General features: G+C 49.1%; 15 protein-coding genes. 3 read left to right on the top strand and 12 right to left on the bottom strand.

Annotated elements, in window-relative coordinates:
• Positions 1–23 precede the first annotated feature (23 nt).
• The gene (locus P40081_RS39730) at positions 24–155 is read left to right on the top strand and encodes a hypothetical protein (protein ID WP_256704057.1); all 132 of its coding nucleotides are present in this window, start codon (positions 24–26) and stop codon (positions 153–155) included.
• A 112-nt stretch (positions 156–267) separates the two neighbouring features.
• Here P40081_RS39730 and P40081_RS07590 read toward each other — a convergent pair whose 3' ends face one another.
• The 5 genes from P40081_RS07590 to leuB form a co-directional block, all read right to left on the bottom strand.
• Positions 268–1,812, bottom strand: coding sequence for a leucyl aminopeptidase (locus P40081_RS07590; RefSeq protein ID WP_042134494.1), 1,545 nt, complete (start codon positions 1,810–1,812; stop codon positions 268–270).
• A gap of 144 nt (positions 1,813–1,956) precedes the next feature.
• On the bottom strand, positions 1,957–3,060 hold the full coding sequence (locus P40081_RS07585) for an ATP-binding protein (protein WP_042134493.1): 1,104 nt from the start codon (positions 3,058–3,060) through the stop codon (positions 1,957–1,959).
• A 332-nt stretch (positions 3,061–3,392) separates the two neighbouring features.
• Positions 3,393–3,800 carry a hypothetical protein gene (locus P40081_RS07580; protein ID WP_039301477.1) on the bottom strand — a complete coding sequence of 136 codons (408 nt, stop codon included), beginning with the start codon at positions 3,798–3,800 and terminating at the stop codon, positions 3,393–3,395.
• 229 nt (positions 3,801–4,029) lie between these two features.
• The gene (locus tag P40081_RS07575) at positions 4,030–4,569 is read right to left on the bottom strand and encodes a peroxiredoxin (protein ID WP_039301479.1); all 540 of its coding nucleotides are present in this window, start codon (positions 4,567–4,569) and stop codon (positions 4,030–4,032) included.
• Positions 4,570–4,807: 238 nt separating this feature from the next.
• On the bottom strand, positions 4,808–5,890 hold the full coding sequence (gene leuB / locus P40081_RS07570) for a 3-isopropylmalate dehydrogenase (protein ID WP_042134492.1): 1,083 nt from the start codon (positions 5,888–5,890) through the stop codon (positions 4,808–4,810).
• 255 nt (positions 5,891–6,145) lie between these two features.
• On the opposite strand from leuB, the gene P40081_RS07565 reads away from it, so the two are divergent.
• Positions 6,146–7,126, top strand: coding sequence for an aldo/keto reductase (locus P40081_RS07565; RefSeq protein ID WP_042134491.1), 981 nt, complete (start codon positions 6,146–6,148; stop codon positions 7,124–7,126).
• A 102-nt stretch (positions 7,127–7,228) separates the two neighbouring features.
• Here P40081_RS07565 and P40081_RS07560 read toward each other — a convergent pair whose 3' ends face one another.
• The 4 genes from P40081_RS07560 to P40081_RS07545 all read right to left on the bottom strand — a co-directional run bounded on the left by P40081_RS07560 (position 7,229) and on the right by P40081_RS07545 (position 10,033).
• Entirely contained in the window at positions 7,229–8,317 is a 1,089-nt protein-coding gene (locus tag P40081_RS07560) for a DUF4097 family beta strand repeat-containing protein (RefSeq protein WP_042134490.1), read from the bottom strand.
• A 19-nt stretch (positions 8,318–8,336) separates the two neighbouring features.
• On the bottom strand, positions 8,337–8,834 hold the full coding sequence (locus tag P40081_RS07555; RefSeq protein ID WP_039301491.1) for a hypothetical protein: 498 nt from the start codon (positions 8,832–8,834) through the stop codon (positions 8,337–8,339).
• 195 nt (positions 8,835–9,029) lie between these two features.
• Positions 9,030–9,494: a zf-HC2 domain-containing protein gene (locus P40081_RS07550; protein WP_042134489.1), complete on the bottom strand. Its 465-nt coding sequence runs from the start codon at positions 9,492–9,494 to the stop codon at positions 9,030–9,032.
• Complete coding sequence (locus P40081_RS07545) at positions 9,491–10,033, bottom strand: RNA polymerase sigma factor (RefSeq protein WP_042134488.1); 543 nt, start codon at positions 10,031–10,033, stop codon at positions 9,491–9,493. Before P40081_RS07545 ends, P40081_RS07550 begins: the two co-directional genes overlap by 4 nt.
• Before the next feature lie 272 nt (positions 10,034–10,305).
• On the opposite strand from P40081_RS07545, the gene P40081_RS07540 reads away from it, so the two are divergent.
• The gene (locus P40081_RS07540; RefSeq protein ID WP_081969863.1) at positions 10,306–11,451 is read left to right on the top strand and encodes a response regulator; all 1,146 of its coding nucleotides are present in this window, start codon (positions 10,306–10,308) and stop codon (positions 11,449–11,451) included.
• A 108-nt stretch (positions 11,452–11,559) separates the two neighbouring features.
• Here the strand turns inward: P40081_RS07540 and P40081_RS07535 are convergent, their stop codons facing one another.
• The 3 genes from P40081_RS07535 to ilvC all read right to left on the bottom strand — a co-directional run bounded on the left by P40081_RS07535 (position 11,560) and on the right by ilvC (position 20,911).
• Positions 11,560–17,913, bottom strand: coding sequence for a SpaA isopeptide-forming pilin-related protein (locus P40081_RS07535; protein WP_042134487.1), 6,354 nt, complete (start codon positions 17,911–17,913; stop codon positions 11,560–11,562).
• Between the two features lie 358 nt (positions 17,914–18,271).
• Entirely contained in the window at positions 18,272–19,813 is a 1,542-nt protein-coding gene (locus P40081_RS07530; protein WP_039301498.1) for a 2-isopropylmalate synthase, read from the bottom strand.
• 105 nt (positions 19,814–19,918) lie between these two features.
• Positions 19,919–20,911, bottom strand: coding sequence for a ketol-acid reductoisomerase (ilvC, locus tag P40081_RS07525; RefSeq protein WP_039301500.1), 993 nt, complete (start codon positions 20,909–20,911; stop codon positions 19,919–19,921).
• Positions 20,912–20,965: the final 54 nt, after the last annotated feature.

The following is a 20,965-nucleotide window of genomic DNA, read 5'->3' as shown; positions in this document are numbered from 1 at the left end:
GACCATACCAAGGAGGAATTACCATGAACACCAAAAAGACATTGTTTACTACGGTAGCATTGGGAGCAGCCTACTTGCTGAAGAATAAGAATACGCGGGACAAGATCATGAATGGGGTCCAGTCCTTTACTGCACAGATGAAAGCCAGAAAATAGGATGTAACTCAAACTAAACTCGCTTCTTTCAATAATAGTCCAAGCTTAAACAGCCGCAGTCCCGGGAATCCGGAGACTGCGGCTGTTTAGCTACATACGGGTCATAACAAGTTTATGAAGAGAACTGTGCAGTATCTGCCTCGAATCCAGAGCCAGGAGCTAAGCGGAGCAGATATTCCAGCAGCGTACGCACCATCACACCCGTTGCCCCCTTGGGGTTCACTCCCCGCTCTTTCGACAAAAATGCCGTTCCGGCAATGTCCAGATGAATCCATGGCAGACCTTCGGCAAATTCGCCGATGAATAATCCGGCTGTAGTAGCTCCGCCGTATCTTCCGGCAGCATTGCGGATATCGGCGACCTCGCTTTTTAGCATCTCGCGGAATTCTGGATAGACGGGCAGGGCCCATATCTGCTCGCCTGACAGCCTGGAGGCCTCCAGAAGCTCCGCCAGGAACTCTTCATCATTCGTTACAGCGCCCGTAGCCACATCGCCCAGAATGGACAAGACGGCCCCGGTTAGCGTGGCGACATCAATAATCCGTTCCGCTCCCCACTCCCGCGCGTACGTGATTGCATCTCCCAGAACCACTCTGCCTTCCGCATCGGTATTCAGCACTTCAATCGTTCTTCCGCTGAGGGAGGTTATAATATCACCAGGTTTAAAAGCATTGCCTGCCGGCATATTCTCCGCCGACGGAATAAGCATGACCACGTTGATCCGGGGGCGCAAACGCCCCAAGGCCTCCATGACTCCGAGTACTGCGGCTGCACCGCCCATGTCACTGATCATATCCTCCATCCCAGGAGCTCTTTTGAGCGAAATACCTCCAGTGTCGAAGGTGATGCCCTTGCCGACAATCCCCACCACATTCTCCCACTGATTGGTTCCCTGATAGCGAATGGCTATCATACGCGGCGGATTCACACTGCCTTTGCCTACGGCCTGTAATCCGCCCATTCCCTTAAGCTCAATCTCACGTTCATCCAGCACCTCAGCAGGAAGGCCGTGGCGTTCGGCTACTTTTATGGCTGCTGCCGCAAGCTCTGAAGGGGTCAGCAGATTACCCGGGAGATTGGTTAAGTCCCTGGCCAGATTCGTCGCTTCCCCAAAAGCCTGCCCCCGCAACACGCCTGATTTCCAGCGCTCATCCTCTGACTCTTCGGTCTGACGCTCCATATGCAGCCTTACGGCGCTTAAGCCGGCGTAGCCCGGCTGCTCCAGCTTGTATTGTCTGCGGCGGTAGGCCCCAAGGACCAGGCCTTCTGCAAGGACCTGGCCTGCTGTCTCTGCCTTCAGGGCCTCAGGCAGCTGGTTCAGCTGATCGGGGATCTGCACGATCAGGGTAGCAGCCTTCAGTCTGTGAGCCGCCCTGGCGGCCTGTGCCATCAGCAGCCGCAGGTCATGGGCTGATGCGCTGCCATTGCCGCTTCCGGCCAGAATCACAACCGGCAGCTCCGGACGGCCAGTCACCGGCAGCAGGTGAATTTGCCCCAGCTTGCCGCTAAACAGCCCTGCCCTGGACAACAGGCTGATCCTCTCCGCCCATTCCGCCGAAAGTCCTTCTCCCTGCGCCTGTGCCTCCGAGACTATGAAACATAAGGCATCGCCTTGCAGCGAAGCTGCCTCTGAACCGCTGCTCCATTCAATATTCATGCTGCACCCCTCCACTGACTCACTGTATTATTCCAAATAACGCAGACAGGCCGATCTCCCGCACATGACCGTGCACTGCAGGAATCAGCCCTTAATATATTGATTATAACCCGGAAGCCTGAAAATACCGAGTCTATTGTGAGATTAATGAATGAGTGGAAGCGAAATCACGAACCGGGTTCCCTCATTCAGCCGGCTGCTGACAGAGATGCAGCCTCCATGATTCTTGATGATACGGTCACTGACCGAGAGTCCTAATCCCGTACCATTCTCCTTCGTGGTAAAGAAAGGATTGAACAGCCTATCCAGTGTGCAGATATCCATGCCCTTGCCATTGTCAGAGATAAAAATCCGCACCTCTGTTCCTTCTTTGCGCGCTCCGACCTCTATTCTGCCCATGGAATCATCCGCTCTCTCCGAGATCGCTTCCATAGCATTCCGAATCATGTTTAAGACGACCTGCTTCATTTGTTTCGTGTCTCCGGAGATGAACAGATCTTCCTGAAGCACCTGCAGATTAATCTGGCAGCCCTTCATCAGAGCTTCACTCTCCGTAAGCAGAACGACTTCCTTAAGGAGCGCCGAGACAGGAATCATACTGACCTGTGGCACCGAAGGCTTGGAGGAAGTCAGAAATTCATGAATAATGTCATTGGCACGATCAATCTCAGCCAATATAATCTTCGCATACTCCTCCTTGCCGAGCAGGTGAAGATGGGGATGCAGCAATTGAATAAAACCCCGGATCGCAGTCAGCGGGTTGCGGATCTCATGAGCAATTGAAGCCGATAATCTGCCGAGCATCGCCAGACTGTCGTTCTGGTATGCTGTCTGTTCAATCAGCTTGAAGTCTGAGATCTCTTTGAGCGTGAACAGGTAGCAGCCCTTCATCTGCTCACCGCTGCAGAGAGAGGCGCGCCAGTAACGGCCATATTCATCTACAAATTCATAGCTTGGCTTACCTTTGACCACCATTTCACGGTAGCTCCGCAAAACGAGCTTCTTCTTAAAACGGCTTAGTTGAATATGGCTTATCAAATGAGTCAGGGTGCAGCCAAGCAGAGAATGACGGCCCAGCTCCAATATGCCGTACATCTGCTTGTTTACAAACGTCAGAACTCCCTCTTCATCAAAAAGCAGAATCCCGCTGTCGATATGCTCCAGTACATCCTCATATGTAGTATCCATCGGTCCGGATTGAAACGTTCTTGCCGGTAAAAGCAAGCTTTCCTGATATTGGCTTATCACGATACGAAGTTCCCCCTTTTACTGCAATTGACGAAGACGCTTAAGCGACATCAAATTACTATGTATATGAGTATATGACGAAGCCGCCAGAACATTCGGAAATCGTATTATATTATCCAACCGTTTCAACTATATTCCAATCATATCCAAGAGAAGAAGACAACGCAATCGGAGAAACTGTCGAATGATAAAAATATTCTTAAAATGATTCTTAAGACACATTAAATATCGTTAGAATGTTTCGTTTCCTGCAAATACAATGAAAAGAGCCTCCGCATTTCGCGAAGACTCTCCTCTTTTATGACATTCCGTGGAAGCAATAAGCTTGGTATTCAGGCTTTCTGCTGCAGCCGGTGGCGCCGCTGACTCATAACCGCCAGACGCTTCTTCAGTTCACGTTCCCATTTGGTATCGCCAATTTGTTTGGCTACGGCCAGCAGGTCAAGCGACATGTCGATTTGGCTGCGCACAATAGCGAGCGGATCCTCACTCTCCATATTTATCACATTCTCGAAGATTGCTTCCTCATCTTCCATTACATAATCCTGGAAATCAACATCCGTAACTCCGTCGCCATGGGCATATTCTGCCAGGATTTCATATTCATTTTCGACTTTATAATGTACCTCTACCCGGTGGCATACCGGACAAAAAAGCAGGGGAACATTATGGACTTGCGTGCGATAATGCTTTAGGGTCCCCTTAGTTCCAACCATACTCGCTCCACAGCAAAAGCTCATTTTTGTTCACCCTCCTTGATTTTTTCCGTTGAATTCCTATTATTATATTACACAATGGCAGGAGAGATTCCTCTCCTTGAAGCTATATATTAACCTTTACGCCCATTTTCAAACGGCTTGTCCGCTAAGGATGGGCCGTTTTGGTGCAAAAAACCCCCTTGCCGGGAAATACTCCCGCAAGGAGGTTCTCTTCGTATATCAAAGATCGCAGCTGATGAGGACCGGCAGCTTACAGATTCTTGTCGCCCGGTTTCCAGTTCATAGCGCACAGCCCGCCGGATTGCAGGGCCTGCAGTACACGCAGAGTTTCTTCCACACTGCGGCCTACATCATTGTGGTTAACCACTTGATATTTCAGTTCGCCGTCAGGATCGATAATGAACAATCCGCGGAGTGCGATACCTTCTTCTTCGATCAGGACGCCGTAATCGCTGGCAACCTTCTTCGTGATATCAGACGCCAGCGGGAAGTTAACCGGACCAAGGCCATTCATATCCTTAGGGGTTGTCAACCAGGCTTTGTGGCTGTGGATGGAGTCGATGCTCACACCAAGAATTTCTGTATCGAGTTCTGCGAAATCAGCCGCAGCATCACTCAGTGCTGTAATTTCGGTCGGACATACAAATGTGAAATCAAGCGGATAAAAGAAGAATACAAGCCATTTGCCGCGATAGTCGGACAAGCTAACCTTACCGAAATCCTTACCGTCGCCCGTTACTGTCTCCATGAAGAAATCAGGGGCTGGTTTACCTACCAAACGTTCTGCCATTGCTTAAATCCTCCTTTGATTATGTAAGAAAAACAACTACGGTGCCGTTAGCCGGTGCAATATGCTTTTCTTGATTTTGATGGGATGGTTACATTGTTGCTGCTACAGAACAAATGTTATCATCGTACAAAATCAAAGTCAATATTACATTGATTACTTTTTTATAATTATTATAAATAAGCAACATTTTGTGAAGTTTTTCTTCTTTCTGCGTCAAAGGAGGGCATATGTGGTAGAACTAGGCTTTGCGGATAGCGGCAACAATCAGATCGCCCATCTCTGTAGTACTGATTGCCTTGCTCTTGTCTACAGCGATATCGCTGGTCCGGTGGCCGGCATCGAGCACCTCAGCGACAGCTGCTTCTATGGCAGCCGCTGCCTCTTCGTAGCCGAAGGTCATGCGGAACATCAGCGCAAGCGACAGAATCGTCGCGATCGGATTCGCGAGCCCCTGGCCGGCAATATCAGGCGCAGAGCCGTGTACTGGCTCATAGAGGCCGTAGCTGCCTTCTCCAAGTGAAGCCGAAGCCAGCATACCGATGGAACCGGTCAGCATCGCTGCTTCATCACTAAGGATATCTCCGAACATATTCTCAGTAACGATGACATCGAAGCTTGAAGGACGGCGCAGCAGCTGCATTGCACAGTTATCCACCAGTACATGCTCCAGCTCTACCTGCGGATATTCCGGCGCCAATCTGTTCACTACCTCACGCCAGAGGCGCGAGGTCTCCAGGACATTGGCTTTATCGACACTGGCCAGCTTATTGCGGCGTTTGCCGGCTATCTCGAACGCCTGGCGTACAATGCGCTCTACTTCCGTTACGTTGTATACGCAGGTATCCACAGCTTCTTCCCCGTGTTCACCCTGACGGCGCAGCTTCTCACCGAAATAAATACCGCCTGTCAGCTCACGCACCACCATCAGGTCCGTGCCTTCCAGTACTTCCGGTTTCAGCGTTGAAGCATCCTTCAGGCAGTCGAAGACAACTGCAGGACGCAGATTGGAGAACAGACCCAGTGCTTTGCGGATACCCAGCAGTCCGGTTTCCGGACGCAGCTCCTTCGGATTGTTGTCCCACTTCGGTCCGCCAACGGCTCCCAGGAGTACGGCATCTGCACTGCGGCAGATTTCCAGCGTATCCTCCGGCAGCGGTGTTCCTCTCTCATCAATGGCAATCCCGCCGAAGAGGGCATGCTCCGTTTCAAATGCTAGGCCGAACACTTCTTCCGTTCTTTTCAATACTTTTTCCGCTTCTGCCACAACTTCAGGTCCGATACCGTCCCCGGCAATTACGGCGATTTTCTTAACCTCGCTCATTCCTGTCACTCCTTAGGTAGTCCTGCTGCTCGCAGACATAGTTCTTCTGTATATTGTTGTATCATAACAACAGACAAAGGACAAAGATATAGATTCTATTGAACTGATAGGCGAAGCCTATAGGAGTACGGTTACCGTATCTTGCACAGATAAAAACTGCACCGCAGTTTGCTCTTGATTCTTAAGTTGTTTACAATTAGTATGCAATTGTTGTATATAACCGTTAGTCCATCTTAATGAGGGAGTGATACTAAGGTGCAATATACTAAGCTTGGCAAGTCCGGTATGAAGGTTAGCCGCCTCTGTCTGGGAACGATGAATTTCGGGCCGATTACCGACGAGAAGGAAGCCTTCCGCATCATGGATGCTGCGCTGGACGCCGGAGTCAACTTTTTTGATACTGCTAACGTGTATGGTTGGGGTGAGAATTCCGGCCTGACCGAGACCATTATCGGGCGTTGGTTCAAGCAGGGCGGCGGACGCCGTGAAAAGGTTGTGCTCGCCACTAAGGTCTATGGCGCAATGAGTGACAAGCTGGATGGTCCAAACGATGAGGCCGGCCTCTCTTCCTATATTATCCGCAGGCACCTGGAAGCCTCTCTGCAGCGTCTGCAGACCGATCATGTTGAACTCTACCAGATGCACCATATCGACCGAAACGTGTCGTGGGACGAGCTGTGGGGCGCCTTTGAGCTTGCTGTCAGCCAGGGCAAGATCGGTTATGTCGGCTCCAGTAACTTTGCCGGCTGGGATATTGCCGTAGCCCAGCAGGAAGCGAAGGCCCGCGGGTTCCTGGGTCTGGTATCGGAGCAGCATAAATACAGCCTCACCTGCCGTCTGCCGGAGCTGGAGGTTCTGCCTGCTGCCCAGCATCTCGGTCTTGGAATTATCCCGTGGAGCCCGCTTGACGGGGGACTCCTCGGCCGCAATGCCTTGAAGAAGATCGAAGGCAGCCGGAGCGGGGGCAATTCAGAACGTGTAGAGCAGCATAAGAGCCAGCTGGAAGCCTTTGCGGAGCTGAGTCTGGAGCTGGGCGAACCGCAGGATAATATCGCACTGGCCTGGCTGCTGGCCAATCCTGCGGTGACGGCTCCGATTATAGGACCGCGTACGCTGGAGCAATTCGAAAGCGCGCTGCGCAGCCTGGAGATCGTCCTGGACGAGTCCGTGCTGAAACGTCTGGATGAGATTTTCCCGGGACCCGGCGGTGCTGCTCCGAAGGCTTATGCTTGGTAAGCAGAGTTTAAGAAGCCATATCTGATTCGTATTCTGTTCTATACCAGGTCATAGAAAGAGCTGTTCACCGGCAATTATCCGGTAAACAGCTCTTTGTGCAATTTATTGTGCGGTGTCCACCGTCACAGAACCATTGCTGGTGGACAATGTAACTTCATGGGTTCCGCTGCCAAGCACGGCTGTTCCATTGTCATCATCGCCGTCCCAGGTAACATTCCCTTTAAGCGAACCATTGCTCGTATCCGCATGGATTGTCGCATCCGTAACAGCCGGCAGGCCCACTATAATCTTGCCATTGCTGGATTTCAGCTCCCAGTCGCCTGTCACCGCAGAATTGACCGTAATCTTGCCGTTGCTGCTCTTGGCAGATAAGGAGCCGTCGATATTGCCCAGTGTAATCGCCCCGTTCGAGCTGACCAGCTCCACTTTACCCTGTATATTCTGCACGGTTACTGTACCATTGCTGGTGTGAGCCTCCACGCCTCCGGTAATATCATGGATATCCATTGTCCCGTTGCTGGTGTCCACATCCATGCCTGCTGTCAGACCGGCAGCTTCGATGGATCCGTCGCTGGTCTCTACCTGGGCGGCTAAATTCTGCGGAATGCTAACATTAAGGTAAGGAGCTTTGACATTAATTCCGAACTGGATGTTCGCGAGCCAGCCGGAATCTCCTTCCAGCTCCATGACAAGCGTGTCGCCTTCGGTCGTCACTTTCCATTTACGCTCTAGTGCGCTTGCTGCTTCACTGTCCGTATTGCCCGGCAGCTCCAGCTTTCCTTCATATTCCAGGGTGTTTCCTTGTACGCCTTCAATCTTAACCTTGCCGTCAGGCAATTCAATCCGTACATTCTTAATTTCCTGATTCACTTCTACCGTCCCGCTTACCGGGACAAGCGTTGTATTGCCCAAGATACTGCTCAGCGAGCCGCCGGCCAGCACCGTCTGTGCCCCGCTTGCCGCGACAAGCACGATAATCAGCACAATCGCCCAGCCGCTAACACGGCTCTTGACATCCGATTTAATGAAGAGCCTAAGCAGCATCTCCAGCCCGAACAGAATAAGCAGTGCCGGCCAGATATAGCCCAGCGCCTCGTAAGTGATTACATCGTACTGGGCAAGTACTACAATGACCCCAATCACAATGCAGCCTATTGCGGCGGTAAAGCTGCCGATTTTCCATCTCCCCATAATTCATTTCCCCATTTCACTATACTTTAGAATTGTTCTTCAGCATTCTCAGTCCATATCCGATCAAGGCAAGAGACAGCACGATCGCCCCGATGTTCATGTCATTGAGTATTCTCCAGAGGGTTGGAAATACCGTAATGAGCATTAGCATAATACCCGCTATGACACAGCCTATGCCTACCCATACCGGATTAACATCATCATGCGGATACACCGGAGGTGCCGGCATTCCCATAGTCCAAGGTGCCCCGAAGCTGTCCGGATGGAACATCATCCGCTCATGCTCAGCCGCAGAGAGCTTCATCCAGGCCGCTTTTTGCAGCGCATCGAATAGTTGATAGAACCAGAGTGCTGCCAGCGCGAACGGAAATACGGTGGGCATCGACGGAATGAACATAATACACAGCGATGCTCCAAGCATATACTCAAGACCCAGTTTTTTAAAGCCTAAATACATATGGCCCAGTCCCGGAACCATCGCCAGGAGAAAAGTGAGCCAGCGTCTTTTCTTAATCATATAATACCCTCCTAAAAGTTTTGCGGAACATCCGCTTCTTCGAACTCTCTTTACAGCAAAACTGCTTCGAAAGCATCTGCTGAGTTTTGCGGAACATCCGCTTCTTCGAAATCTTCTTTGCAGCAAAGCTGCTTCTATCGTACGCAGGTTTTAATTAGTATGAATTAGCCGGAATAGCCCCTGCGGATTGTTGGATTATTTGCCTTGAGGGCCGAACCAGGCGCTGACTGAAGTGGACATTTGCCCATTAATTTCGGTAATGCCGTAGGCAAGGTGTTCGAACACACCGAACTGCAGCAGGAGAAAAGTCAGCCCCACGGCAACGCCATAATGCATCCAGGAGGTTCCCGGGGCGGTACGCCGTCTGGACATCGTTGCTTTAATCACCCGTTCCCTGCGGCCATTCTCCATACGGTCAATCTTAGCCATCACATCCGCTGTAAGATCAGGGAAGTCCATAGGCTGCATTGCTTCCTGGCCAAGGCCGTCCAGCCCGGCTTCCATCTCATTCCACAGCGCCGCGAGACCGCGTGCCTCTTCCAGCCATTGCGCGCAGTCGGGACAGGACTCGGCATGCAGGCGGATTGTCTGCTGCGCCTCAGGCGGTAGCTGGCCATCGATATAATGCGGCATCCATTCTTTTACTGTTGCACAATTCATCGCCATTCCTCCCCGCTTTTGCGCATCATCTGTCTGGCCCGATACAGCTGCGATTCAACCGTTTTGACCGAAATCCCTTTCTGATCGGCAATCTCCTGATACGAGTGTCGCTGAAAATAGTACAGCTGCACAACCGACCGGTACGGCTCTGTCAGACTGTTCAAATTCTCACCCAGCTCCTGGGAGGCTTCCTTGCGGAGCGCCGCCTGCTCAGGCGTTTGCGAAGTCACCCAATCATTCTCCGTGTAGTCCGCAGTGCTCCGGTGCCGCCATTCCCGGTCATTGGCCCGTTTCCAGTCCAGACAGGTCCGGTAAGCAATCCGGTACAGCCATGTGGAGAATGAAGACTGTCCTCTGAAGGAGGGAAGAGCCTTATAGGCCTTGATGAAGACTTCCTGGGCCATATCCTTGGCCGACTCGGCTTCTCCTGTGATTTTGATGCATACACTGTATACCATGCCCTGATAGCGTGTCACCAGGTGCCCGAAGGCCTGATGCTCTCCGCTGAGCACAGCAGTAATCCACTCCGTCTCTTCCAAGTAATTCTTCCCTCCTTCAGTTACATAACGTTAGACGCCGGGCAGGCTGATCCCCCTGCAGGACATGCGAAATTTTTAAAAAATAATTTTTGCAGTCTATTTTACTTTACTATATCCTACATGGGGCTTATCCTCTACAGAAAGGGAATTCCTTTTTCTTGTCGAATTCATTTATCATCATGGCTAGGCAGCATACAAATAGAAACGGCTGCTCCTCCTTAAGAGGATGGTATGCGTTTCAGTGATAAAGATAAGGAAAGCGGTGGACAGAAATGATTCGAGCTATGCTAGTGGATGATGAACGTCTTGCACTTATAAAACTTCAGCTCATGCTTGAAGAATTAACGTCAGTACAGATCCTTGCCGCCTTTACAGACCCTTATGAAGCGGTAAAAGCAGCACCGGAGCTGGACCCGGAAGTTATTTTCCTGGATATTGATATGCCCGAGATGAATGGAGTTCAAGCTGGTGAAATCCTGCAGAATCTTTGCCCCCGTGCCAAAATCATATTTGTGACTGCATACAATAACTACGCTGTAGATGCTTTTGAGCTAAACGCACTAGATTATGTATTGAAGCCGGTAAGCAGAAGCAGGCTGGTGAAGACTATTCAGCGTCTGGAGGAACGGATCGAGCTGGAGCCCGACAATAAAATTACAGATCATCAAATCATGATCCGCAGCCTCCAGTCCCTGCGTTTCGAGCGCGGCGGACAGCCGCTAAGCAATATTCGCTGGCGTACCTCGAAAGCCCAGGAGCTGTTTGCTTATCTTTTTCATAACCGTAACCGGTTTGTCAGCAAGGACAGCCTGATCGATCTCCTGTGGCCTGATTTCAATCTCAAAAAAGCCTCAACCCACCTGTACACTACCATTTATCAGGTAAGGCAGTGCTTGAAGCAGGGAGAAATCGATCTCCCCATCAATAATGTCAGCGGCGGAGAAGGCTATACCCTGGAGACCGGGGGCGCTTTAATTGACAGCTACGAATGGGAGAAAGGCCTTCTTACTCTGGAGCCGGTCAGCGCAGGCAATATTCAAGAGCATCAGCGTCTGCTGGATTTCTACACTGGTGATTATTTGGCCGACTACGATTATTTGTGGGCTGAGAGTGAACGTCAGCGGCTCCGGACGATCTGGCTGCATCATGCGCTGAGTCTGGCAGCGTTCTATATAGAGACCAGCAAACTCCCGGAGGCTGTTACGATATATCAGCGTATTGTCCGTCTTCAGCCTTACTTCGAACAGGGATATTTCGGACTTATGAAAACGTATGATATCATCGGTGAACGCTCCGGGGTCGAGGAGCAATATAACACGATGACAGCTCTTTGGAACGGGGAACTGGGAATCGGCCTGCCGGCAAATATAACCCGCTGGTACGAGGAATGGAAGCAGCATAATTTCAGAAGTCTGTGAATTAATCTTATTCTTCTGCTGAATATAAGAACAAGACAACCCGCCCGTAGCATTTGCTTCGGGCGGGTTGTCTGTATACCAGTATAACCTTATTTATGCTATCTCTGATTACTCCGGTTTATTGCGTGTCTTGAATCTGCGTGCCAGGATAATCCCCAGAACGATCAGTCCCCCACCCATCAGATACAATGGGAGCGGGCTTTCTTCCCCTGTCTTAGGGAGATCTCCAGGCAGGCCATCTTCACCGGAGGTTGTATCAGTTACCGTACCTGTCGGCACCTCGTCAACACCCACCTCAATAATGATATCCTGATCATTGCCGTCTTCATCCGTTACAGTAATGGTGAACTTATCCTTTCCGGTGTATCCCGGATCAGGAGTATAAGTCCATTTGCCGTCTGGTGTAATGACTACTGTACCATGTGACGGTTCCACACTAATGCTTGGAATGCCGCCCAGCGGAATCTCCCCATCGATTGGAATATCCTCAACAGTCGTTGCTGACGTAGCCTGTGGCGTCGGTGCGCTGCTTACTGCAGGTGCAGTAGGACTTAAGGTCGCTATTGGTGTAGGTCCCGGTGTAAACGTCACGCCAGGTACTCCTGTTGCGGAAGGACCTGGTGTACTAGTTACACCTGGCGTTACCGTACTAACCGGAGTAGGTGTTGGAGTAACCACCGGGTTCGTTCCGGGTGCTCCTGTCGGTGCCGGTATGTCTTTATTCGTAATTGGGGCCAGCACCTTTTGTACCTTCGAATCAATGATGATGCTGCGCTCCGTTGAATCCAAATAATAGCCGGTTGGAGCCACGGTTTCCTGCAATGTGTATACTCCAAGCTTCAAATCCTTAAATTCAATCTCACCATTCACGTTGGTAATCCCAGTTGCCACTACGCTCTTGCTGGAATCATAAAGCTTAAACTCAGCCCCGGCGAGCTTTCTCGCTGCGTTACCTTCGGCGATCTTAACGAGCTTGATTGAACCCAAGGTCTCTTGGTTCGTGATTGGTGCCAGCATCTGCTGGGCTTTCACAGTGATTGTGACGTCCTTCGGCGTTGAATCTAATTCATACCCGGCTGGTGCCTTGGTTTCTTCCAGCGTGTACGTGCCCAGCTTCAAATCATCGAATACAATTTCACCGTTCGCATTGGTAGTTTTCGTTGCTACCACAATCTTGCTGGAATTTGTGAGCTTGAACTCTGCTCCGGCAAGCTTTTTCGTGTCATCAGCAGCGTCTACCTTGATGAGCTTAAGTGAACCCAGTGTTTCCACGTTCTTAATCGGTGCCAGCACCTGCTGGGCCTTCCCGCTGATTGTGATGTTATGCACTGTCCCATCAAGATCATATCCGGCCGGAGCTTTGGTTTCCTCCAGTGTGTACGTACCCAGCTTCAAATCATCGAACACAATTTCACCATTCGCATTGGTAGTTTTCGTTGCTACAACAATCTTGCTGGAATTTGTGAGCTTGAACTCTGCTCCGGCAAGCTTTTTCGTCGCGTCAGCAGCGTCTACCTTGATGAGCTTAAGTGAACCCAGTGTTTCCACGTTCTTAATCGGTGCCAGCACCTGCTGGGCCTTCACAGTGATTGTGACGTCCTTCGGCGTTGAATCCAATTCATACCCGGCCGGAGCCTTTGTTTCTTCCAGCGTGTACGTGCCCAGCTTCAAATCATCGAACACAATTTCACCGTTCGCATTGGTAGTTTTCGTTGCTACAACAATCTTGCTGGAATTCGTGAGCTTGAACTCTGCTCCGGCAAGCTTTTTCGTCGCGTCAGTTGCATCGACCTTAACAAACTTAATCGAGCCGATGGTTTCTATATTCGTAATCGGGGTCAGAACAAGCTGATCCTTCGAAGTAATTTTGACATTGCGTACCCTTGCATCCAAATCATATCCGTAGGGGGCCTTGGTTTCCACCAGGGTATAGTCCCCAAGATTCAGATCTGTGAATTCAATTTCACCATCGTTATTCGTAACACGCGTTACCGCCACATTTGTGCTGGTACTCGTGAGTCTGAACTCTGCTCCGGCAAGCCTCTTATTCACATTATTATAATCTACCTTACTTATCTTGAGTGAGCCCAAGGTTTTGGTGTTCTTGATTGGGTCCAGCACCAGCTGATCCTTTGAATCAATCTTGATAGTACGCACCGCTCCATCCAGATCATATCCGGCCGGAGCCTTGACTTCCTCCAGTGTGTACGTTCCAAGCTTCAAATCATCGAATACAATTTCACCATTGGCATTGGTAGTCCCTGCCGCAACCACAGCATTGCTGGAATTGTATAATTCGAACTTTGCTCCTGAGAGCTTCTTCGTTCCGTCCGCTGCATCCACCTTTATAAGCTTAAGTGAGCCTGTGGTTGCTTTATTGGGGATTGACGGCAGAATCTGCTGTACTTTCGAATCAATCTTGACATTACGCACCGTTCCATCCAATTCATACCCGGTTGGAGCTCCGGTCTCCTTCAGTGTATAGTCTCCAAGCTTCAAATCATTGAATACTATTTCACCATTGGCACTGGTAGTCGCCGTTGCCACCAGAGCATCGCTGGAATCGTACAGCTCGAACTTCGCTCCGGCAAGCTTCTTCGTTCCGTCCGCCGCATCTACCTTAACAAGCTTGAGCGAACCCAAGGTTTCTTTATTCGTAATTGGAGCCAGCACCTGCTGTACTTTCGAACTAATTGTGATGTTGCGCACCGTGGAATCCAAATCATATCCGGCCGGAGCCTTGGTTTCCTCCAGGGTATATGCTCCAACCTTTAGATTATCGAATATAATTTCACCACTGGCGTTAGTAGTTGCCGCTGCCACCATGGCATTGCTGGAATTGTACAACTCGAACTTCGCTCCGGCAAGCTTCTTCGTACTGTCAGCTGCATCTACCTTAACCAGCTTGAGCGAGCCCAGAGTTGCTGTATTCTTGATCGGTTCCAGAGCCTTCTGCACATCCGAGTCGATCGTAACGCTCTGCTTTGTTGAATCCAGTTCATATCCGGCCGGAGCAGCAGTTTCCTGATAGGAGTAGGTTCCGAACTTCAAATTACTGAATACAATTTCCCCGCTGGCATTGGTAGTAGATGTTGCCACTAGAGTATTGCTGGAATTGTATAACTCAAACTTTGCTCCTGCAAGCTTCTTCGTTGCATCATCTTTATCTACCTTTATTAGTTTAAGCGAACCTTGAAGTGCTTCATTAGTAACCGTCACAGCATTTTGTTGAGCCGGATCAATAGTTACGGGAACACTATTACCATTAAGCTTATATCCAGCCGGTGCTTTAGTTTCTTTGTATGTGTAGCTTCCTCCCATTAATTTCGTAAAAATCACTACGCCGTTTGCATCGGTAGTTCCCGTTCCTACCAATTTATTTGCTGCATCATACAGTTCAAACTCTGCACCTGCAAGTTTTTTGGACGAATCATCCTGGGCAACCTTAGTCAGCTTGAGCGAGCCGTTATAATCATTCGTAACGGTCAGCAGAACAGGTGTAGAAGAATTAATGGTTACTGTCCGCGCTGTAGTATCCAGTGCATATCCGGTGGGTGCCTTTGTTTCCTTTAGAACATATTTACCGGCCCGCAAATTAGTGAACTCCAGATTGCCAGCTGAATCACTGGTTGCTTTCACTGTATCCTTCAGTTCTGTACCTACAATACGACCCAGGGAGAACTCAGCACCCTGGAGATTTTTAGTTTGGTCTGCATTTGTTTTCAGCACCTTAAGCGAGCCTTTCACACCGCTGCCCGTACCTCCGGTATCAACAATGGTGAAGCTTTGGGTGAATGGAAAAGGTTTACTTACCTGCTTGGCACCCATTCCGCTAAATGCAACATTATTGGTTACAGCTACAGTTCCTACTGCTGTAATAACAGACTGATACTTGAGAATATAGGGTTTGGTAATGGAGTTCGTAAACGCCAGCTTAAAGATGTCTACCCCGCTTGGGTTTGTGGTGAATTGGAGCGTATAATCTGTACCCTGAACTAATTTCGTGCCAGTCTCAGCAACTGTTCCAGCCGCGTTAACTGTAGTATTAAAGACCTGAAAACTTGCAGGCAATAACACCTGATTGGTACTCGGAGTATCTACAATCTCTGCATTGCTCACTGCGGATTGGTTAGCGTTAATGGTCATCGTCCAATTTATTAACGTTTGATCTGAACTATCAACCACACCTGTTTTAGTTACATATTGTCCACCATTCGGTATAGTGAGGGGGGAATTCTGGAGCACTCCCGAGACTGCCGTGCCCTGCGCATTATACAAGGTGGCTTTATTGGTGAGAGTCCCCTCGCTAACATCTCCTGCTATAAATTCTGTTTTGAAAACTACATAAAAGGCATAATTAATAGCTTTCTTAAATTTAACCTTCAGCTGAAGTCCATCGGCAGTTACACTTGCATCATAATCAGCAGGACTCACAGGATCTCCCTGTTCAGGATTTCCACTTGCATTGTAATTTAACTCATATACCTCTACAGTCCCAGTATCTCCTCCAGCCATCTGTTGGCTTGCCGGAAACGTGTCAACTAGTTCTGCACCTGCAGCCAGTTCTCTTTTGTTATAATTGGCTCCAACTTTCCAGGTGGTTCTCTTGCTGGCTGTATCGTACGAGCCTTCCTTGAATCCATTATTCTTGACTTTAACGTTCGGATCAAAAGTAGCTGAGGACGTCTGTGCTGGTGTGCCAACAGCCTTCTCTTGCCATACAACCGAGGCAGTGTTAGTGAAAGTAGTTGCGTTAGTTTTCAGCTTGTAATAATCGAAATTGGTACTGTAAGTGATCGTATACGCCTGAGTGATGGGTTTTAAAAATTTAATTTCGAAACCATCATTTGTTTTGAAGTCACTATTTCCCAGATTGGTAATCTCATAATCGGTACCCTCAACCAGCGCAGGAGAAATAACCGGCTTCCCGATCAGCTGCAATCCGGCATTTCCGAATTTATCAGTCAATACCAGATTGGTCATTGTTTTTTTGTCTTCATTAATTTTAATCGTCCATTTAACGGTTTTGTTCCAATAATCTATGTTTGACGGTGATTGTTTAGTTAAAACACGTTGGGTAAGCGAAGTCGTAGCTGTTACGGGCACCCCGTTATAGGTGACTGTATTCGTAACATTCCCGGTAGTATAGACGCGGTCTGCTACCTTTGTTTTGTATACAATCCGGTAGGCAGACTGTATGTCGTTAATGAATTTAAGCTCAAACCCAGCTTTGGAAGTAGTGTCAGCCAGTTGGGTTACGGTATAGTCCGTACCTAATATCAACTTTGCGCCATCATCCGTACCGTTTCCGTTTTGATCCAGCTTTACTTTATAAATTTCCATTGATCCGGCAACATAATCCTGAGTGATGTCGAAAGTATCGGTTAGAACAGCTTTATCCGCTGTTATTACCTTTTCATTATAGTTATATTTGATTTGCCAAGTAATTTCCTCTGAAGTTGAATTATAACCCAAAGATGATTTTTCCAGCGTTTTGCCCAAGTTAATATTAACCTCTGCAGAGGCAGTTTGAGGTGAGCCATTAGCAGTCAGTGTAGCTGTATTATTAAACTTTGTTTGCTCTGTAGTACTTATGTTCTTGGTAGTAAACTTTATCCGGTAGGCTTCATTTATTGAATTATTGAATCTCAGATCCAATTTGGTCAGATCGCTTGCGGTCGTGTCATAGAGTGCAGAACTGACCTGCCCGCCAAGGGTTAAGTTTCCTTTAACATCCACCGTCAAGGCATATACAGCAATAGAAGCCGGGTCCAGCTCCAAGCCTGTCTGCATGGGGTCCGTAATTACAGCATTATCAAGTTTGTTCAAAAGCGTATTTACATCAACCGTCCAGTCAATACTGCTGGCATTATATTTTTGCGGCATGGGTGTTCCGGTTTTGGTGATAGCTTTGCCGTTACTGGGTTGAACCTGGAGTGTAATTGAGTTATTGGCATTTCCCGCTATCGGAAAATGGAGCACCTGCGTTGTGCTGCCGGTAACTGTAGTTGAGCTTAGGGTGGATTCAACCCAAAAAGTGCCTTTTATATCCATTAGCCCTTCAATATTTTCATTAAAAACAAATACGACTTTATTATCTGCACCTACAGTATAAGTACCAATTCCATTAGCGAATTCACTATTAACCAGCGTACCGGAGTACGTTTGATTAATTTTTAATTGGGAAGGAAGGGTGTACGTGTACGTAGCGCCTTCGTCATACTTTGCATCCGGAAGCTCATAAGTCAAATTCAGCTTAACCATAGAATCCAGCTTGTACACACTATCCGTAACCTGCGTCCCATTTTCGTATACCGAGAGTGTTACAGTTTTAACAATATCTTCGGTAATTTCTGTGTTCATTGCATCCGCATTGACATTGGTGAAGAAACCCATTGCATTAGCGAATGATGTTACGAACAGTATTATTCCAAGCCCCAGTGCCCATTTTTTCTTTTTCATTAATCTCAAGACCTCTCCCTCTTTCATATGTATAATTTGTTCTTACATCAGTCGTGGAATGATCAGATAAGACATTAGAGCAGTGACATGAACAATTTCTGAACAGCTAAGTAATTTCTCCATTTCTCACTCCAATTTCCTATAAACCGCTTAGTATTGACAAAGAAAGTGCCAAAAGGTGTGATTATGACAAGATAAATTGTAACTAAAGTCACTGATAAATCACTGACAAACGGCTGATAAACTCATAAATCCCCCTAAGAAAAACAAAAAAGCCATTGGGCCAGCAGAATGTTCTGCTGGCCCAATGGCTTAAACTCAGGTTTTACTTTAGTGGAAAGCTTCTATATATACCGTTTTACAGGCTGGCTTGGTCGGCCGGGAGCAGCGTCTTACGCTTCTCAATCAGCTTGTTCAGTGCATCCAGATAGGCTCTGGCACTCGCTTCCAGGATATCGGTACTGAGTCCGCGGCCCTGCGCTGCGATCTCGCCTTGGGACAGCACAACATGAACCTCACCCTGTGCGTCTTTACCTCTGCTGACTGCCTTAATCGAATAGTCGCCCAAGGTGACTTCCTCACCAGTAGCCTGATCAATGGCGTTATAGATCGCGTCTACGGAACCATTACCCTCGGCAACTGCCACAATCGGCTGCGGCTCCTGCCCGTTAATAATAACTTTGGCCGTTGGCGTAGCTTCATTACCATAAGTCACATATATTGTCTGCAGGCTGAAGGTCTCCGGTGTATCGATCAGCTTCTCTTCCAGAAGAGCCAGAATATCCTCATCCGAGACTTCCTTCTTCTTGTCCGCCAGATCCTTGAACTTGGCAAAAGCGGCATTCAGCTCTTCCTCCGGGACGTCATAGCCCAGATCACTGAGCTTGTCGCGGAAGGCATGGCGTCCGGAGTGCTTGCCCAGCACCAGCTTACTTTCTTTGAGGCCGATCGTTTCAGGTGTCATGATCTCGTAGGTGGTCTTCTCCTTCAGCATGCCATCCTGATGAATACCAGATTCATGCGCGAAGGCGTTGGCCCCGACGATGGCCTTATTCCCGGGCACTACCATCCCGGTCAGCTTGCTGACCAAGCGGCTGGTACGGGATATTTCCGACAGGACCAGTGAAGTTTTGGCGTCAAAAAATTCGCTGCGGGTCTCCAGCGCCAGCGCTACCTCTTCAATAGCCGTATTTCCTGCCCGCTCACCAATGCCGTTAATGGTCCCTTCGATCTGATCCGCGCCATTCTGAATGGCAGCAAGCGTATTGGCGGTAGCCATCCCCAGATCATTATGACAATGTGCACTGAGCTGTACCCGTTCGATATCCGGCACCGTATCCTTCAGGAATTTGAAAATCGCTCCGTATTCCGAAGGATTCAGATAGCCCACAGTATCAGGAATGTTCACCACATTGGCCCCTTCACGGATCGCCATCGACACCATTTCAGCCATGAAGTCACGTTCTGTCCGGCCGGCATCCTCCAAAGAGAACTCCAGCTTGGGGAAATATTTCTTGGCATAACGGATAGCCGACTGCGCAGTTTCCAGTACCTGTGCTTTATCCATACGGAGCTTGTGCTGGCGGTGAATCGGTGATGTAGCAAGGAAAATATGAATACAAGGATCCTGTGCTCCCTGCAGCGCTTCCTTAACCGCATCGATATCACTCTCTCTGGAACGGGAGAGGCCAATCAAAGTGACGTTCTTCACGGCTCTGGCCACTGCGTTAACCGCAGCCAGATCTCCGGGCGATGCCGCAGGGAATCCGGCTTCCATCCGGTCAATTCCCAGCTTCTCCAGCTGATAGGCGATTTCCACCTTCTCGCGCGTGTTGAGGTTCACACCCGGTGACTGCTCTCCGTCACGCAGCGTCGTGTCGAACACATATATTTTCCGCATGCTGAGCACCTCCTGCAAATTGTCCATAAATCCCCAAATGCGGCTCGCAAAATTACGGCCGCATCTGAGAATCACCTATGGTTCATGTAGTCTTAAGTATATGTCCTATTTCTTAATCCAGTGCATCATTTCACGCAGCTGGCTTCCTACCACTTCTACCGGATGAGCGGCTTCGTTGCGGCGGGTAGCTGTCAGGAAGGCACGGCCGGATTGGTTCTCAAGGATAAAGTCGCGGGCGAATTTACCTTGTTGAATATCGGACAGCACTTCTTTCATTGCTTTTTTGGTTTCATCCGTGATGATGCGTGGTCCGGTTACATAATCACCGTATTCAGCTGTGTTACTGATGGAATCGCGCATAGTGGCAAGTCCGCCTTCATACACCAGGTCCACGATCAATTTCATTTCATGCAGACACTCGAAGTAAGCCATCTCAGGAGCATAACCGGCTTCTGTCAGTGTTTCGAATCCGGCTTTGATCAGTGCAGATACACCGCCGCAGAGGACAGCTTGTTCACCGAACAAATCTGTTTCTGTTTCTTCGCGGAAGGAAGTTTCGATAACTCCTGCACGGGTACAGCCGATACCTTTGGCATATGCAAGTCCGATCGCCTTGGCATTACCGGTTGCGTCCTGTTCAATGGCGATCAGGCCGGGAACTCCGAAGCCTTCAACATAAGTACGGCGAACCATGTGGCCCGGAGACTTAGGTGCTACCAGCAGCACGTCTGCATCCTTAGGAGCAACGATTTGACCAAAATGTACGTTAAAGCCATGGGAGAACATCAGAGCCGCGCCGTTCTTCAGGTTCGGTTCAATTTCATTCTTATATACGGATGCCTGTGTTTCGTCCGGCATGAGAATCTGCACTACATCTGCACGGGATACTGCTTCTGCTACAGACAATACTTCAAAACCGTCATTCTTGGCAGTTTCAAAAGATTTGCCTTCACGCAGGCCGATGACAACCTGAAGTCCACTGTCACGCAAGTTCTGTGCCTGAGCATGCCCTTGGCTTCCGTACCCGATTACTGCAATTGTCTTTCCTTTTAATACGCTAAGTTCTGCATCCTGTTCATAGTACGTTGTAACTGCCATTGTCAATATCCTCCTTTAATTTGGACCCATCGTAAAGAGCGGGTGCTTCAAGAG

Source organism: Paenibacillus sp. FSL P4-0081 (genome assembly GCF_000758565.1).
GTDB classification, from domain to species: domain Bacteria; phylum Bacillota; class Bacilli; order Paenibacillales; family Paenibacillaceae; genus Paenibacillus_AQ; species Paenibacillus_AQ phytohabitans.
The sequence above is the reverse complement of the archived record's forward strand: the minus strand, read 5'-3'. Positions and strand labels throughout refer to the sequence as shown.